General features: G+C 72.3%; 19 protein-coding genes. 10 read left to right on the top strand and 9 right to left on the bottom strand.

The genetic code is table 11. The annotated features are described in order from the left end of the window. Nucleotides 1-36: 36 nt before the first annotated feature. Nucleotides 37-465: an ATP-binding protein gene (locus ACFZCY_RS16615; RefSeq protein WP_391173428.1), complete on the top strand. Its 429-nt coding sequence runs from the start codon at nt 37-39 to the stop codon at nt 463-465. Here ACFZCY_RS16615 and ACFZCY_RS16610 read toward each other — a convergent pair. The 6 genes from ACFZCY_RS16610 to ACFZCY_RS16585 all read right to left on the bottom strand — a co-directional run bounded on the left by ACFZCY_RS16610 (nt 462) and on the right by ACFZCY_RS16585 (nt 4,431). Further along, nucleotides 462-977, bottom strand: a complete 516-nt coding sequence (locus tag ACFZCY_RS16610; protein ID WP_391173425.1) for a DUF6328 family protein — start codon at nt 975-977, stop codon at nt 462-464. The two genes, ACFZCY_RS16615 and ACFZCY_RS16610, sit on opposite strands and share 4 nt — an antisense overlap. 24 nt (nt 978-1,001) lie before the next feature. Continuing rightward, on the bottom strand, nt 1,002-2,207 hold the full coding sequence (locus ACFZCY_RS16605) for a hypothetical protein (RefSeq protein ID WP_391173423.1): 1,206 nt from the start codon (nt 2,205-2,207) through the stop codon (nt 1,002-1,004). A gap of 70 nt (nt 2,208-2,277) precedes the next feature. Beyond that, nucleotides 2,278-2,670 (bottom strand): VOC family protein, encoded by a 393-nt coding sequence (locus tag ACFZCY_RS16600; protein WP_391173421.1) that lies wholly within the window; start codon nt 2,668-2,670, stop codon nt 2,278-2,280. A gap of 89 nt (nt 2,671-2,759) precedes the next feature. Then, complete coding sequence (locus ACFZCY_RS16595) at nt 2,760-3,233, bottom strand: NlpC/P60 family protein (protein ID WP_391173419.1); 474 nt, start codon at nt 3,231-3,233, stop codon at nt 2,760-2,762. 246 nt (nt 3,234-3,479) lie between these two features. Further along, nucleotides 3,480-3,788: a hypothetical protein gene (locus ACFZCY_RS16590; RefSeq protein WP_391173416.1), complete on the bottom strand. Its 309-nt coding sequence runs from the start codon at nt 3,786-3,788 to the stop codon at nt 3,480-3,482. Between the two features lie 7 nt (nt 3,789-3,795). Beyond that, complete coding sequence (locus tag ACFZCY_RS16585) at nt 3,796-4,431, bottom strand: ATP-dependent Clp protease proteolytic subunit (RefSeq protein WP_391173413.1); 636 nt, start codon at nt 4,429-4,431, stop codon at nt 3,796-3,798. A gap of 79 nt (nt 4,432-4,510) precedes the next feature. Here ACFZCY_RS16585 and ACFZCY_RS16580 point away from each other — a divergent pair, with 79 nt between their 5' ends. Continuing rightward, nucleotides 4,511-4,813, top strand: a complete 303-nt coding sequence (locus ACFZCY_RS16580; RefSeq protein ID WP_361488496.1) for a type II toxin-antitoxin system Phd/YefM family antitoxin — start codon at nt 4,511-4,513, stop codon at nt 4,811-4,813. A gap of 21 nt (nt 4,814-4,834) precedes the next feature. On the opposite strand, the gene ACFZCY_RS16575 is transcribed toward ACFZCY_RS16580, so the two are convergent. Next, the gene (locus ACFZCY_RS16575) at nt 4,835-5,788 is read right to left on the bottom strand and encodes a M20/M25/M40 family metallo-hydrolase (RefSeq protein WP_391173411.1); all 954 of its coding nucleotides are present in this window, start codon (nt 5,786-5,788) and stop codon (nt 4,835-4,837) included. A 182-nt stretch (nt 5,789-5,970) separates the two neighbouring features. Here ACFZCY_RS16575 and ACFZCY_RS16570 point away from each other — a divergent pair, with 182 nt between their 5' ends. Genes ACFZCY_RS16570 through ACFZCY_RS16545 form a run of 6 tightly spaced genes read left to right on the top strand, consistent with a single transcriptional unit; the run spans nt 5,971 to nt 10,628 of the window. Next, a complete protein-coding gene (locus tag ACFZCY_RS16570) occupies nt 5,971-6,273 on the top strand; it encodes an urease subunit gamma (protein WP_361488491.1) in 303 nt (100 codons plus the stop codon). Nucleotides 6,274-6,288: 15 nt separating this feature from the next. Continuing rightward, nucleotides 6,289-6,594 carry an urease subunit beta gene (locus tag ACFZCY_RS16565; protein ID WP_391173406.1) on the top strand — a complete coding sequence of 102 codons (306 nt, stop codon included), beginning with the start codon at nt 6,289-6,291 and terminating at the stop codon, nt 6,592-6,594. Next, nucleotides 6,591-8,312 carry an urease subunit alpha gene (locus ACFZCY_RS16560; RefSeq protein WP_391173404.1) on the top strand — a complete coding sequence of 574 codons (1,722 nt, stop codon included), beginning with the start codon at nt 6,591-6,593 and terminating at the stop codon, nt 8,310-8,312. Before ACFZCY_RS16565 ends, ACFZCY_RS16560 begins: the two co-directional genes overlap by 4 nt. Before the next feature lie 5 nt (nt 8,313-8,317). Continuing rightward, on the top strand, nt 8,318-9,028 hold the full coding sequence (locus ACFZCY_RS16555; protein WP_391173402.1) for an urease accessory UreF family protein: 711 nt from the start codon (nt 8,318-8,320) through the stop codon (nt 9,026-9,028). Nucleotides 9,029-9,048: 20 nt separating this feature from the next. Next, a complete protein-coding gene (ureG, locus tag ACFZCY_RS16550; protein WP_391173398.1) occupies nt 9,049-9,753 on the top strand; it encodes an urease accessory protein UreG in 705 nt (234 codons plus the stop codon). A 44-nt stretch (nt 9,754-9,797) separates the two neighbouring features. After that, on the top strand, nt 9,798-10,628 hold the full coding sequence (locus tag ACFZCY_RS16545) for an urease accessory protein UreD (protein WP_391173688.1): 831 nt from the start codon (nt 9,798-9,800) through the stop codon (nt 10,626-10,628). On the opposite strand, the gene ACFZCY_RS16540 is transcribed toward ACFZCY_RS16545, so the two are convergent. Then, on the bottom strand, nt 10,585-11,607 hold the full coding sequence (locus ACFZCY_RS16540) for an alcohol dehydrogenase catalytic domain-containing protein (protein WP_391173395.1): 1,023 nt from the start codon (nt 11,605-11,607) through the stop codon (nt 10,585-10,587). The genes ACFZCY_RS16545 and ACFZCY_RS16540 overlap by 44 nt on opposite strands. Then, nucleotides 11,600-12,070 (bottom strand): tautomerase family protein, encoded by a 471-nt coding sequence (locus ACFZCY_RS16535; RefSeq protein ID WP_391173392.1) that lies wholly within the window; start codon nt 12,068-12,070, stop codon nt 11,600-11,602. Before ACFZCY_RS16535 ends, ACFZCY_RS16540 begins: the two co-directional genes overlap by 8 nt. Before the next feature lie 111 nt (nt 12,071-12,181). On the opposite strand from ACFZCY_RS16535, the gene ACFZCY_RS16530 reads away from it, so the two are divergent. Both ACFZCY_RS16530 and ACFZCY_RS16525 read left to right on the top strand, forming a co-directional pair. Then, nucleotides 12,182-12,766 (top strand): TetR family transcriptional regulator C-terminal domain-containing protein, encoded by a 585-nt coding sequence (locus tag ACFZCY_RS16530; RefSeq protein WP_391173389.1) that lies wholly within the window; start codon nt 12,182-12,184, stop codon nt 12,764-12,766. Nucleotides 12,767-12,945: 179 nt separating this feature from the next. Then, nucleotides 12,946-14,535: an alpha/beta fold hydrolase gene (locus ACFZCY_RS16525; RefSeq protein ID WP_391173685.1), complete on the top strand. Its 1,590-nt coding sequence runs from the start codon at nt 12,946-12,948 to the stop codon at nt 14,533-14,535. Nucleotides 14,536-14,698: the final 163 nt, after the last annotated feature.

Below are 14,698 nucleotides of genomic sequence, written 5' to 3'. Positions count from 1 at the left end.
TCCGCAGCCGTGCCCCGGCGGGAAAGGGACAGCCGTATGGCAGACCATCAGGAAGCATCCGTCACTCTGCCGAGCGCGCCGGCCTCGGTCCCCGCGGCCCGCGCCTATGTGGCGAACGTGCTGGCCGAATGGGGACTCGGGGAAGGCGAGGAGGCCGCGGACACCGTGCGCCTCATCGTCTCCGAGCTCGCCACCAACGCCGTACAGCACACCCTGGGCCAGTCGCCCACCTTCACCGTGGACATAAAGCTCGACCACGAGGGGAGGCTGGAAATCGGCGTCACGGACAGTTATCCGCGCCGCCCCCAGCGGCTGTCCGCCGACACCTACCAGGACAACGGACGGGGCCTGGTCATCATCGGCTGCCTGGCCGCCGAATCGGGCGGCGAGGTGTTCGTCACGCCCACCGCGGAAGGCGGCAAGACGGTATGGATCGCTCTGCCGTGGACCGTGCCGGTCCGCTAGGACTTGTCGTTGTGCGGCACGGCCGGCGGGTGGTGGGACATCCGGTGGCGGATCCAGCGCGGGAGGACGCCCCACAGCCCGCAGCACACCGTGAACGTGCCCACCGCCGCGGCGATGCCCGGGCCGCGGCCCAGCACCACGTCCACCACGAGCAGCACCGACCCGGTGAACGCCATCGTCAGCACGCACAGACCGGCCGAGGCCAGCTTCCCGGAGACGTCCACGACCCGTCGCTTGGCGCCCCTCCGGAACAGCGCCCGGTGCAGCGCCGCCGGGGCGGTGAACAGGGCCGCCGCCACGACCGCGAGCAGCAGCGTGGCGACGTACGTGCCGCGCTGCACCTCGTCCAGCGTTCCGAAGCGATTGGTGAAGGCCAGGGTCAGCAGGAAGGCGAAGAGGATCTGCACCCCCGTCTGGGTGACCCGCAGCTCCTGCAGCAGCTCGGCGAAGTTCCGGTCGTCACGCTCCAGCGCGGTTTCGCGACGGACGGTTCTCGGGGCGTCGTTCTTCATACCGCTGCGGGTTACCGGAAGCGCTCACAATACGCGCTCCACCTGCCCCGTAGCCGCCCGCGCCTCGGCCAGCTCCAGGATGCGCGCGTACGTACGGCCCGCGTCCGGGCTGATCAGATAGTGGGGCATGTCGCCGCGCTCGATCACCCCGTACGGACTGGTGCCCATCAGATACGAGGAGTACAGGATCAGCCCGTTCGACCGGCGCGGATCGACGGCCAGCGCCGAGAAGCCGGGGAACTCGTCCGTCTGGTACACCCGCAGGCCGTCCGCCACCGCCCCGTACCGCTCCTTGAACCGGCCGAACCGCTCCAGCGAATCCTTGATCTTCCGGGTCATGTCCTCCTGGTACTGCCGCGACAGGGTGGCCGCCGCGTCCGAGGCCGGATCCAGCAGATAGCAGCGGTACACCCCGCCCCGGCGCAGCAGCCCCAGCACCGCGTCGCGGTAGCGGGCCGGGCGCTCGGTGGTGACCAGCCGGGACGAGGAGGTGCGCAGCGCGGTGCCCATGTCGAGCACCTCCGCGGACGCCGCGTCCAGCATGCGCGCCTTCTCCGCCGAGCTGGGCCGCTCGGGATAGGCGTGCACCGGCGTGCCGCCCGCCAGCCCCCGGCCCGCCAGCCACGCCTTGGCCGCCTCGCCCGGGCCGCCGTCGCCCGCCATCAGATAGACGTCCTTGCCCTCATGGCTGCCGACGTGCGCGAACAGCTCCGCATACCGGCCCGCGGTGCGGTACACGTCCTCCGAGACCGCCAGACAGTCCGGCGGCGTCGCCTTCTCCAGATGCGCGGCCAGATTGATGTCGGGGGAGTGGATGGTGCCGGTCCGGCCCTCGCCGGTGTGCCGTATCGCCCCTTTGTGCACCGCCATCCGCACATGCAGCTCGCCGTCCACCCCCGCCTGTGCGAACTCGTCCCGCAGATGCCGCAGATCGAGGGTGAGAAACGTCCGGGCCGCCTCCAGCGCGACATCGCGGGCCACGCTCTCGCTGTCGTCGTGGATCGCGAAGAACCCGCCGTCCCCGCGCCAGTTCCACAGATCGCTGCGGGCACAGCGGTGCTGCGCGGAGACCTGGCCGATCCGCGCCCGCATCCGCTCCCGCAGCAGATCGAAGCCGTGCGCGGCCCGGTCCCTGGGATTCGAGCGGACGATCGTCGAATAGCCCGAGGTGTCGACGAAGACGAGATACACCTGGTCGTACGTCCGGTCCGCCTGGAACTGATCGCTCACCGTAGCTCCCCCTCCCGGTGCCGGTCTCCCCCGATCGGCACCGGCCCACGCTAACGCCTCACACGGGCGGTCACACCAGACCGCGCTCGACCGCGCCGCGCTCCACACAGAACTCGTTGCCCTCGGGATCGGCCATCACCACCCACCCCATCCCGTCCTCCGTGCGCCGGTCGTCGACGATCCGGGCGCCGAGCCCGAGCAGCCGCTCCACCTCCTCGTCCCGGGTGCCCGAGGGCGGCTGGATGTCGAGGTGGATCCGGTTCTTGACGGTCTTGTCGTCCGGCACCCGCTGGAACAGCAGACCGGACACGCCGGGCCGGCCCGGGACGATCAGCACCTCGTCGTCGTCCGGCGCGTCCTCGTCCGTCATGACGTAGCCGGTCAGCCGCGACCAGAACTGCGCCAGGGCGTACGGATCGTGCGCGTCGAAGGTGATGTTCCGGACCGGATTGAGATACGTCATACGGGGATCCTCCGCAGGTGACGGGTGATCAGGGCCGCCCTGATCACCCGTCAACCTATGGCAGGGCCCCGGCATCCGGCCGGTATTTTTCAGCGCACCTGCCCGTACCAGACCTTCCCGGTCCAGATCCGCTCCAGCCGCACCACCGTGCCCGCCTTCGGCGCGTGCCAGATCCGGCCGCTGCCCGCGTAGAGGCCGACGTGGTAGACGCTGCCTCCCGCATGGAAGAAGACCAGGTCACCGTGTTCGCGAGTGGACGCCTTGATGTGGCGGGTGCGGTTGTACTGGGCGGCCGCGGTGCGCGGCAGCCGCTTCCCGGCCCGCTTGTACGCGTACTGGGTGAGTCCCGAGCAGTCGAAGCGGTTCGGTCCCGCCGCCCCGTACGCGTACGGCGCGCCCTTCTTCGAGGCCGCGATCCGCAGCGCCTCGGCCGCCACGGTCGCCGCGTCGGCCTGCTGTGGCAGGGCGGGCGCCGCCACGGTGCCGCCGACGGTGACGGCGGTGAGGGCCGAGAGGGCACCGGCCCGGGAGACCATTCTGGGGATCCGTATGTGCGCGGTCATCTCGCACACCACCCTTCGGTGACCGGGTTCGGTCGTCCCAGGGATGGTCGCCTGCGGCGGTCGCCGGTTCCGAGTCGAGCGGGCGGAGTGTGAGGGTGGTCACGGCTCCGCCGTTCGGGTGATCGGGGCGGGTCGTGGCCCGGGTCCTGGCCTGCGGGGACGGCGGAATCGGCGCCGTCGGCCGCAACCCGGCGGCGGCCTCGCGCCAGGATCCGGACTGCGCCGTTCGGGTGACGCCGCGGGGGCTCAGCGCGGCGAGACGGACGGCAGCGTCACCCGCTCCGAGCGCCGCTCCCCGTCCAGCACCCGCAGCGCCCGGGACAGCGTCGCGGTGTGCAGTTGGCTCTCGCCCCGGTCGTGCATCAGCGCCAGCGCGTCCCGCAGCGCGATGGCCTTGCCGACCAGCGCCTGCGCGGCGCGCAGCCCGCTGTAGGTGTCATGGCCGCGGGCCGGGTTGATCCGGCCGAGCAGATCGACCGCCTCCAGATAGCCGTCGACGAGGTCTCCCTCGGCGCGGGTCAGCGCGGGCAGCGGGGGCAGTTCCGGCGGAAGCATGGCGCGATCACCTCGCCCCGGGCAGCGAACCGGCACGCTTACGGCTCTCGGTGACCCCGTCCACCAGCCCGTACGCCACCGCGGCCGCGGCGTCGAAGATCGTGTCGCGGTCGACGTCGGCGCGGATCCGCTCGGCGCTCTGCCCGGTGTGCCGCGCCAGCATCTCCTCCAGCAGCGCCTGGGTCCGCAGCAGCTCACCGGCCTGGATCTCCAGGTCCGAGGTGGTGCCCTGGACGGGCTCGCTGAACGCCGTCTGGTGGATGAGCACCCGCGCGCCCGGCAGCGCCAGCCGCTTGCCCGGCGCCCCGGCGGCGAGCAGCACGGCGGCGGCGGACGCGGCCTGGCCCAGGCAGATGGTCTCGATGTCACAGCTGACGAAGTGCATCGTGTCGTAGATCGCCGTCATCGCGCCGAACGAGCCGCCCGGGGAGTTGATGTAGAGCGAGACGTCCTGGTCGGGGCCGGCGTATTCGAGGTGGATGAGCTGCGCGATCACATCGTTGGCCGCGGTGTCGTCGATGGGCGTGCCGAGGAAGACGATGCGCTCGGAGAGCAGCTTGGAGTAGGGGTCCATGGTGCGCACGCCGGTGCTCGTGCGCTCCGTGAACTCGGGCAGGACATAGCGCGCGGCCGGTCGTTCCATCGCGGTCACCTCTCGAAGGTCGTGGGGCCCTTGGCTCCGTAAAAAATGTACAGGATGTACGTCCCGTACGATGGGGAGCATGGCGTACGAGATTCCGGTGACGCAAGCCCGGGCGGAGCTGGCGGAGCTGATCAACCGCGTGGTCTACGGCGGTGAGCGGGTGGTCCTCACCCGGCACGGAAAGCCGCTGGTGGCCCTGGTGTCCTCGGATGACCTGCAACGACTCGACGCGGTCGAGGCGGAGGCGGCGGAGGAGCAGGTGATCAGTACGGTGTCGGCGATGCGCCCGACCTCGTCCGCTCCCGGCGAACGGCGGCGCTTCGGTATCGCGGCAGAACACCGCGGCCCGGACGCCGGGGATCGGCGTCCGGGCCGCGGGTGACGACGGCTGGGCAGTGAGAGGCTAGGAGCTGAGCTCCCAGACCGCGTGGGCGATGGCGTCGCTGTTGCGGTCCAGTGCGGTGTCGTCGACGTTGGACGTCTTGTCGCACGCGGAGTGGTAGCACGGGTCGAACGGCTCGCCCGCCTCGCCGCCCCACTTGTCCGCCTGCGCCTGGCTCTTGGTGGCCTCGGCGCCGGTGAACAGCCCGCCGACGCGCACCCCGGCGTCCTTGAACGGGGCGTGGTCCGAGCGGCCGTCGCCCTCGGTCTCCTTCTCGGTCGCGATGTCCTTGGCCGCGTACCAGTCCTTGAAGACCTTCTCCAGCTCCGGATCGTCGTCGTAGACGAAGTACCCGGGGTTGGGGGAGCCGAGCATGTCGAAGTTCAGATACGAGTCGATCTTGGACTTCTCGTCGGACTTCAGGCTGTCGACATAGTGCGTGGAGCCGACCATGCCGTCCTCCTCGTCGCCCCACCAGGCGAACCGCAGATGCTTGGTGGGCTCGAGGTCGGCCTTGGCGACGGCGAGCGCGACCTCCAGGATCGCGGCGGAGCCCGATCCGTTGTCGTTGATACCGGGCCCGGCCTCGACCGAGTCCAGGTGCGACCCGGCCATGAGCACCTGGTCGGCGCTGCCGCCCGGCCAGTCGGCGACGAGGTTGTAGCCCTTGGTGCCGCCCGAGGTGAACTCCTGGACGGACGTTGTGAAGCCCGCCGCGTCCAGCTTGCCCTTGAGGTAGTCCACGGATGCCTGGTAGCCGGGCCGGCCGTGGGCGCGGTTGCCGCCGTTCTCGTCGGCGATCGACTGCAGCTTTCCGAGGTCGGCCTTGACGGCCGCCACGTCGATGTCGGGGGCGGCGGCGCGGGGCGCCACGGCCGCCCCGGCTCCCGGCGCCCCGCCCAGCAGGGTGGCGGCGACGGCGGCACAGGTTCCGGCCGCGAGCGCGCCGCGGCGGATCAGCACTATTCGATTCACAGAAGGCTCCGTACAGATGTGGGGGGTTGGAGCGAAACGGATGGATCATGTGACGCGGACATGAGGATCAGCGGTTTGCCATGTAGGCGTCAAGAGCGATTCTTTGCCGACGCGTTAACCACGCCGCAACACCACCCAACTAACCTGCGATAACCCGTGAGCGAGGATGAGGTGGGGAAAACGTGCGCTTGACGCCGCACGAGCAGGAACGGCTGCTCATCCATGTGGCCGCCGAAGTGGCTGAAAAGCGTCGGGCACGGGGGGTGTCGCTCAACCACCCCGAGGCCGTCGCGCTGATCACCGTGCACATCCTGGAGGGCGCCCGGGACGGCCGTACCGTCGCCGAGCTGATGGCCTCCGGCCGTACGGTGCTCACCCGCGACGAGGTCATGGAGGGCGTCCCCGAGATGATCCACGACGTCCAGGTCGAGGCCACCTTCCCGGACGGCACCAAGCTCGTCACCGTCCACCAGCCGATCGTCTGACGGGAGCGGCGTTCCATGATCCCCGGAGAGATCCTCTACGCGGACGAGCCGGTACGGCTCAACGAGGGGCTGCCGGTCATCCGGCTCACCGTGCTCAACGCGGCCGACCGGCCGGTCCAGGTCGGCTCCCACTACCACTTCGCCGAGGCCAACCCCGGCCTTGCGTTCGACCGCGCCGCGGCCCGCGGCCACCGGCTCCACATCGCGGCCGGCACCGCCGTGCGCTTCGAACCGGGCATCCCGGTCGAGGTGGACCTGGTGCCGCTGGCGGGCGCGCGGGTCGTCCCCGGGCTGCGCGGCGAGACGGGAGGCGCGCTGTGACGGAGCTGAGCCGCGCCGCCTACACGGATCTGTTCGGGCCGACCGCCGGGGATCGTATACGGCTCGCCGACACCGACCTCGTGATCGAGATCGAGGAGGACCGCTGCGGCGGCCCCGGCCGCTCCGGCGACGAGGCGGTCTTCGGCGGCGGCAAGGTGATCCGCGAATCCATGGGCCAGTCCCGCGCCTCCCGCGCCGAGGGCGCCCCCGACACCGTGATCACCGGTGCCGTGGTGCTCGACCACTGGGGCGTGATCAAGGCCGACGTCGGGCTGCGCGACGGCCGTATCACCGGGATCGGCAAGGCCGGGAACCCCGACACCATGGACGGCGTCCACCCCGATCTCGTCATCGGGCCCGAGACCGAGGTCATCGCGGGCAACGGCAGGATCCTCACCGCGGGCGCCATCGACGCCCATGTCCACTTCATCTCCCCGACCCTGATCGACCAGGCGCTGTCCTCGGGCATCACCACCCTCGTCGGCGGCGGCACCGGACCCGCCGAGGGCACCAAGGCGACCACCATCACCCCCGGCCCCTGGCACCTTGCCCGGATGTTCGAGGCGCTGGAGGCGTACCCCGTCAACATCGGGCTGCTCGGCAAGGGCAACACCGTCTCGCGTGAGGGCATGTGGTCCCAACTGCGCGGCGGCGCCCTCGGTTTCAAGATCCACGAGGACTGGGGGGCCACCCCCGCCGCGATCGACGCCTGTCTCGGCGTCTGTGAGGAGAGCGGCGCCCAGCTCGCCATCCACACCGACACCCTCAACGAAGCCGGGTTCGTCGCCGACACCCTCGCCGCGATCGCCGGACGCTCGATCCACGCGTACCACACCGAGGGTGCGGGCGGCGGTCACGCGCCCGACATCATCACCGTGGTCTCCCAGCCGAACGTGCTGCCCAGCTCGACCAATCCGACCCGGCCGCACACCGTCAACACGGTCGAGGAACACCTCGACATGCTGATGGTCTGCCACCACCTCAACCCGGCCGTCCCCGAGGACCTGGCCTTCGCCGAATCCCGCATCCGGCCCGGCACCATCGCCGCCGAGGACATCCTGCACGACCTCGGCGCGATCTCGATCATCTCCTCCGACTCCCAGGCCATGGGCCGGATCGGCGAAGTCGTCCTGCGCACCTGGCAGACCGCGCACGTCATGAAGCGGCGCCGGGGCGCCCTGCCGGGGGACGGGCGCGCGGACAACCACCGGGCACGTCGCTATGTCGCCAAATACACCATCAACCCGGCCGTGGCGCAGGGCCTCGACGGCGAGATCGGCTCGGTGGAGTCCGGAAAGCTCGCCGACCTGGTGCTGTGGGAGCCCGCCTTCTTCGGCGTCAAGCCGCATCTGGTGCTCAAGGGCGGGCAGATCGCGTACGCGCAGATGGGCGACGCCAACGCCTCCATCCCCACGCCGCAGCCGGTGCTGCCCCGGCCCATGTTCGGCGCGGTGGGGCAGGCCCCGGCCGCCAACTCCCTCAACTTCGTCACGCGGGCCGCGCTGGACGACGGTCTGGCCGACCGGCTCGGCCTCGGGAAGCGGTTCGTGCCGATCCGGGGGACCCGCGGGGTGACCAAGGCGGACATGCGGGAGAACGACGCCATGCCGCGGGTGGAGGTCGACCCCGACACCTTCACGGTGACCATCGACGGCGACCCCGTCGAACCCGCCCCGGCCGCCGAACTCCCCATGGCCCAGCGGTACTTCCTCTTCTGACCACGATGACCATGGACGACACCGCCGCCACACCGCCGAAGGCCACGGTCGCCGCGCTGCTCATCCTCGCCGACGGGCGCTTCCCCGCCGGGGGCCACGCCCACTCCGGCGGGGTCGAGGCCGCCGTCACGGCGGGCCGGGTGCGCGACGCGGCCACCCTGGAGGCGTTCTGCCGCGGGCGGCTGCACACCGCCGGGCTGACCGCGGCCGCGCTCGCCGCCGCGGCCGCCGCCGGGATGGACCCGCTCGCGCTCGACGAGGCCGCCGACGCCCGGACCCCCGCCCCCGCGCTGCGCACCACCGCACGGCGCCTCGGCCGCCAGCTGATGCGCGCCGCCCGCGCCACCTGGCCCTCGCCCGAACTCGACGCCCTCGCCGCCGCCCGCCCGCGCGGCGCCCACCAGCCCGTCGTACAGGGCCTGGCCGCGCGCGCCGCCGGGCTCGACCCCACGGCCGCCGCGTACGCCGCCGCGTACGAGTCGGCCGGGGGACCGGCGTCCGCCGCCGTACGGCTGCTCGGCCTCGACCCGTTCGACGCCACCACCGTCCTCGCCCGCCTCGCCCCCGAGATCGACCGGATCGCCGCCCGGGCCGCCGAGGCGGCCCACCGGGCCCTGGACGAGGGCCCCGGCGCGCTGCCCGCCGCCGCGGCGCCGCTGCTCGACATCGCGGCCGAGCACCACGCCACCTGGCCCGTACGCCTCTTCGCCTCATAAACCGCCACCCCGGAGCCGCCATGCACCTCGATCACCCCGAGACCTACCCCCGGCGCCACACCCACGGCGCCACCCACGCCGCCGACCAACGCCGCCCCGACGGCACCCGCCGGGCGCTGCGCGTCGGCCTCGGCGGACCGGTCGGTTCAGGCAAGACCGCGACGGTCGCCGCGCTGTGCCGGGCGCTGCGCGAGGAGCTGGCGATCGCCGTGGTCACCAACGACATCTACACCCGCGAGGACGCCGAGTTCCTGCTGCGCAACGCGGTGCTGCCCGCGGAGCGCATCACCGCCGTCGAGACCGGCGCCTGCCCGCACACCGCGATCCGTGACGACATCTCGGCCAACCTCGAAGCGGTCGAGGACCTGGAGGAGAGCGTCGGCCCCCTCGATCTGGTCCTGGTCGAGTCCGGCGGCGACAACCTCACCGCGACCTTCTCCAAGGGCCTGGTCGACGCGCAGGTGTTCGTCATCGACGTCGCCGGCGGCGACGACATCCCGCGCAAGGGCGGCCCCGGCGTGACGACGGCCGACCTGCTCGTCGTCAACAAGACCGACCTCGCCCCGTACGTCGGATCCGACCTGGAGCGCATGGCGCGCGACGCCAAGGAGCAGCGCGGCGAGCTGCCCGTCGCGTTCACCTCCCTGGTCGCGCCGGACGGCGTCCGGCCGATCGCCGACTGGGTCCGGGAGCGGCTGACCGCCTGGACGGCGGCCCCGGCGTGACCGGAACCGGCGGCCCCGGAGCAACGGGTACCGGCGGCCCCGGCGTGACGGCCACCAGCGGCGCGACAGAGGCGCACGGCACCGGCGTACGCGCCACCGCCCGCCTCGTCGCGGCCGCGGACGGCCGCGGCGGCACCGCGCTGCCCGTGCTGGCCGGGGACGGGCCGCTCGCCCTGCGGCGGACCCGGGCGACCGGCGAGGGCGAGGCGTGCGTCACCGTGGTCGGGGCGATGAGCGCCCCGCTCGGCGGCGACCGCATCGCGCTGACCGCGACCGTCGGGCCCGGCGCCCGGCTCCGCGTCGGCTCGTCGGCCGCGACGCTCGCGCTGCCCGGCCGCCACGCCGAGCCCGCCGACTACGCGATCCGGCTGACCGTCGCCGACGGCGCCACCCTGCACTGGCTGCCCGAACCCCTGATCTCCGCCCACGGCAGCGATCTGCGCATGACCACCATCGTCGAACTCGCCCCCACCGCCCGTCTGGTGCTGCGCGAGGAACAGATCCTCGGCCGCTCCGGCGAGCCCCCGGGCGGGCTGACCAGCCGGCTCACCGTGCACCGCGCCGGGCGCCCGCTGCTGGACCAGGAGCTGTCGTACGGCCCCGGCGCGCCCGGCTGGGACGGCGGCGCGGTGCTCGGCGGACGCCGGGCGGCCGGTCAGCTCCTCGTCGTCGACCCGGCGTTCGACAGCGATCCCGTGCCGCCCCGCCTGCTCGCCGACACGGCCGTCATCACCCCGCTCGCCGGGCCCGCCGCCCTGGTCAGCGCGGTGGCCACGGACGGCCTGCGGCTGCGCCGGACGCTGGACGAGGCGATGGCGTCCATGCCCGCCCTCAGCGAGCGCCCGGCGGAATATCGCGTACGAACACCGGCTTGAGCCGCTTCTCCGGCAGCGCGTCCGGCAGCTGCTCCCAGTCCAGGACATGGGAGACGACGCGTTCGGGCGCCACCTTTCCGGAGCCCGCGAGTTCGAGGGCGTCGGGCAGGTGGTCGCGTACGTTGTCCCGGGCGACGCGCAGGGTGACGCCGGTGAGGTACATGTCGAGCAGCGGCAGTTCGCCGGGCCGGAAGTGGTTGCCCGCGCTCTCGCAGACGCCCTCGGGGGCGAGCGAGGTGAGCGCGAGGGTGAGCTGGTCGACGCGGCCGGTGGCCTCGACGGCGATGTCGAAGCCGTGCCGGATCGGCTCGATCGCCTCGGCGGTACGGGCGCCGTAGCTCTCCGCGAGCTTCCGGTGCTCGGCGTCCGGGTCGACGTACAGGACGTCCGAGGCGCCGAGCGCGCGGGCGATGTCGCACAGGTACAGGCCGATGCTGCCCCGGGCGACGACCAGCACCCGCGCTCCGGGGCGGGCCGCCAGATGCGGCGCGACCAGGCGCCGCGCGAGGGACCAGTTGTCGCTGGCCGAGGCCATGGCGATGGGGTCGAGCCCCGGCGGCAGCGGCACCAGCATGGCGTCCGCGTACGGCACGCGGACCAGGTCGGAGAAGAGCCCGCCCCAGCTGCCGCCGATCGGCGCGCCGTACATCGCCATGTGCGGCACGGTCGTGCAGTGGGCGGTCAGCCCGGCGCGGCAGTGGTCGCAGTCGCCGCAGTTGATGGACCAGGGCACGACGACCAGGTCGCCGGGGGCGGCCCCGGTCACCGCGTCGCCGGCGTCCACGACGCGGGCCACGCACTCGTGGCCGAGGGGGAACGGCGGATCGATGAAGCCATGCCCGGCGAGGATCGCGGAGTCCACGTCGCAGGGGGTGGCGGCCACCGGTGCGACGATCGCGTCCCGGCCGGACTCCAGCCGGGGGTCGGGCGCCTCGCGCCATTCGACGGTGTGCCGTGCGACGTACGTCAGTTCACGCATCGGCCCGCTCCCCCTGGCCCTGCTTCCCCTCGCCCGGCTCCTCCGTGCCCTGCCGGGCGAGGGCGACCAGGTCGGCGTACCGGATGACCGACCCGCCGGCGCCCCACGTGCCGTCCGGCTGCTCGTGGATCAGCACCCATACCCGTAGCGCCTCGTCCGGGGAGAGCCCGGCGGCCTTCAGCACGGCCTTGGTCACGTCCTCGATCAGACCCGCCTTGCGGCGCTCGGACAGGGCGCCCTGGGGCACGGTGACGTCGACCAGGAAGCGCGGCGCGTCGTCCTCCGCGGTGGTCTGGCCCCCTTCGGGCAGCTCGATCAGATAGCTCCACGCCTGGGCGCGGAAGAGGGCCGTGTCGGGCACGCCCTCCCAGTGCATCAGCAGGGTGGCGAGATCGCGCTGAATGCCCGCGCGGCCCTCCTCGCTCAGGGCACCGGTCGGGGCGGTCAGCCGGATCATCGGCATGGCTGTTCCTCGGCTTTCGTCGTCCAGCGATGTCACGTGGTCTATGACAGTTGTTATAACGCGAGGTCACGCTAGACTATGACGAGCGTTATAGCCAGAGGGGGAGTGAACATGGCCAACGGCGGCCCGCAGACCCGGCAGCGGATCGTGACCGGAGCGGCCGACATGATCAGTCGGCGCGGTCTGAACGCCACGAGCATCCGCGAGATGGCCAAGCACGCCGAGGCGCCGCTCGGCTCCACGTACCACTACTTCCCCGAGGGCAAGCAGCAATTGGCCACCGAGGCCGTCCGGTACGCGGGGGAGAGCGTCGCCCGCATCCTCCGCAAGGAGCTTCAGGTGGGCCCGGCCGCGGGGCTCCGGGCGTTCCTCGCCCTGTGGCGCGGGATCGTCATCGACACCGGCTTCCGGGCCGGGTGCCCGGTCCTCGCCGTCTCCATCGAGGAGCCCCCGCCCGACGAGACCCCGCCGGCCCTCGCGGCCGCCGCGGAGGTCTTCGACGACTGGGAGAACCTGCTCGCCGCCTCCCTGCGGGAGCACGGCGCCGCGCCCGGGCAGGCGGAGCAGCTCGCGACGCTCGTCGTCGCGGCCGTCGAGGGAACCGTGGCCATGTGCCGCGCCAAGCGCAGCATTCAGCCGCTGGACCGCACCGCCGAGCAGCTCCAGGCCCTCATCGCCGGGGCCGTCGGGAGCTGACGGGCCGTACGTGAAGGTGACGTGTTGATAAAGAAACGGCGGTTTGCCCTGTACTCAGGAGTAAGTGAGGCGCGAGGATCCTCCTGACACTCTGTGATCATCGCCGCACTGGCGGCGCAACAAAACAGGGGGATTACTACGTGAGACGCACAGCAGTACTCGGCGTGGCCGGCGGCGTGATGACCGGCGCGCTGATAACCGGTGCGCTGGCCGCTCCCACGGCGGGGGCATCGGAGCCCACGCGGACGCCGGGGGGCGCCGCGGAGGCCCGTGGGACGGCGATCGCCGCGGCCCGGGCCGCGAAGGCGGGCATCGACTGGACGGACTGTCCGGCCGACTGGAACCTGGCCAAGCCCATCCAGTGCGGCTATGTCACCGTTCCGCTGGACTACGCCAAGCCGGACGGCCGCACCATCAAGATCGCGGTGGACCGCATCGGCAACACCGGGACCGCCTCCGAGCGGCAGGGTTCGCTGATCTACAACCCGGGCGGACCGGGCGGCTCCGGGCTGAAGTTCCCGACCCGGGTCACCAACAAGAACCCGCTGTGGACGAAGACGGCGAAGGCGTACGACTTCGTGGGCTTCGACCCGCGCGGGGTGGGCCACTCGGCCCCCATCTCCTGCGTCGACCCGCAGGAGTTCGTCAAGGCGCCCAAGATGGACCCGGTGCCCGACAGCGAGGCGGACAAGCGGGCGCAGCGCAAGCTCGCCGCGGAGTACGCCGCCGGGTGCCAGGAGCGCAGCGGCCGGATGCTGCCGCACATGACGACGCCCAACACCGCCCGCGACATCGACGTCCTCCGCGCCGCGCTCGGCGACAAGAAGCTCAACTACCTGGGCGTGTCCTACGGGACGTACATCGGCGGCGTCTACGCGACGCTCTTCCCGGACCATGTGCGCCGTCTGATCGTGGACTCGGTCGTGAACCCGTCGCGGGAGAAGATCTGGTACCAGGCCAACCTGGACCAGGACGTCGCGTTCGAAATGCGCTGGGACGACTGGAAGGCGTGGGTGGCCAAGAACGACGCGGCCTACCACATCGGCGACACCCCGGGAGAGGTCCAGGCGCAGTGGGAGAAGCTGCGCGCGACCGCCAAGAAGAACCCGATCGGCGGGGTCGTCGGCCCGGCCGAGCTGCTCGGCTTCTTCCAGAGCGCCCCGTACTACGACTCGTCGTGGGCCACGGTCGCCCAGGTGTGGAGCGACTACCTGGCCGGTGACGAGAAGGCGCTCGTCGAGGCCGCGGGCCCGGACATGTCCGACACCGCGGGCAACATCGCCTCGGAGAACAGCAACGCGGTGTACACCGCCGTGGAGTGTGCCGACGCCAAGTGGCCGGCCAGCTGGCGGAAGTGGGACCGGGACAACACCCGGCTGCACCGCGACTACCCGTTCCTGACCTGGTCCAACGCCTGGATGAACCTGCCGTGCGCCACCTGGCCGTCCAAGCAGCAGAACCCGCTGGAGGTCGGTGCGGGCAAGGGTCTGCCGAAGACGCTCGTCGTGCAGAGCACCCGTGACGCCGCGACCCCGTACGAGGGCGGCGTCGAGCTGCACAAGCGCCTCAAGGGCTCGCGTCTGATCACGGAGAAGGACGCCGGTTCGCACGGTGTCACCGGGCTGGTCAACCCCTGCATCAACGACCGGGTGGACGCCTACCTGCTCAAGGGCACGGTGGACGCCACGGACGTGACGTGCGCTCCGCACGCCACGCCGAAGCCCGCGAAGACCGGCACGGCCGCGAAGGCCGCCGGGGCCGTCGAGTAACGGTCGATCGGGCCCGCTTCCGTACGAGTCGGCGCGTACGGAAGCGAGCCGGGGGGGGGGGGCCCCCCCCCCGGGGGGGGGCCCCCCCGGGGGGGGGGGGGGGCGGGCCGGGGGGAAGACCCCCCCCCCCCCCCGGCGGCGCCCCCAAAGGTGGAGATTGGGG

Source organism: Streptomyces sp. NPDC007983 (assembly GCF_042958345.1).
GTDB lineage: Bacteria > Actinomycetota > Actinomycetes > Streptomycetales > Streptomycetaceae > Streptomyces.
The sequence above is the reverse complement of the archived record's forward strand: the minus strand, read 5'-3'. Positions and strand labels throughout refer to the sequence as shown.

Bases quoted from the DNA above. Each gene is read 5' to 3' on its own strand.
- ACFZCY_RS16585 (WP_391173413.1), bottom strand. From the start codon at position 4,431: ATGGAACGACCGGCCGCGCGCTATGTCCTGCCCGAGTTCACGGAGCGC.
- ACFZCY_RS16590 (WP_391173416.1), bottom strand. From the start codon at position 3,788: ATGCTTCCGCCGGAACTGCCCCCGCTGCCCGCGCTGACCCGCGCCGAG.
- ACFZCY_RS16580 (WP_361488496.1), top strand. From the start codon at position 4,511: ATGGCGTACGAGATTCCGGTGACGCAAGCCCGGGCGGAGCTGGCGGAG.
- ACFZCY_RS16610 (WP_391173425.1), bottom strand. From the start codon at position 977: ATGAAGAACGACGCCCCGAGAACCGTCCGTCGCGAAACCGCGCTGGAG.
- ACFZCY_RS16565 (WP_391173406.1), top strand. From the start codon at position 6,289: ATGATCCCCGGAGAGATCCTCTACGCGGACGAGCCGGTACGGCTCAAC.
- ACFZCY_RS16530 (WP_391173389.1), top strand. From the start codon at position 12,182: ATGGCCAACGGCGGCCCGCAGACCCGGCAGCGGATCGTGACCGGAGCG.
- ACFZCY_RS16595 (WP_391173419.1), bottom strand. From the start codon at position 3,233: ATGACCGCGCACATACGGATCCCCAGAATGGTCTCCCGGGCCGGTGCC.
- ACFZCY_RS16555 (WP_391173402.1), top strand. From the start codon at position 8,318: ATGACCATGGACGACACCGCCGCCACACCGCCGAAGGCCACGGTCGCC.
- ureG (WP_391173398.1), top strand. From the start codon at position 9,049: ATGCACCTCGATCACCCCGAGACCTACCCCCGGCGCCACACCCACGGC.
- ACFZCY_RS16525 (WP_391173685.1), top strand. From the start codon at position 12,946: ATGACCGGCGCGCTGATAACCGGTGCGCTGGCCGCTCCCACGGCGGGG.
- ACFZCY_RS16535 (WP_391173392.1), bottom strand. From the start codon at position 12,070: ATGCCGATGATCCGGCTGACCGCCCCGACCGGTGCCCTGAGCGAGGAG.
- ACFZCY_RS16600 (WP_391173421.1), bottom strand. From the start codon at position 2,670: ATGACGTATCTCAATCCGGTCCGGAACATCACCTTCGACGCGCACGAT.
- ACFZCY_RS16540 (WP_391173395.1), bottom strand. From the start codon at position 11,607: ATGCGTGAACTGACGTACGTCGCACGGCACACCGTCGAATGGCGCGAG.
- ACFZCY_RS16615 (WP_391173428.1), top strand. From the start codon at position 37: ATGGCAGACCATCAGGAAGCATCCGTCACTCTGCCGAGCGCGCCGGCC.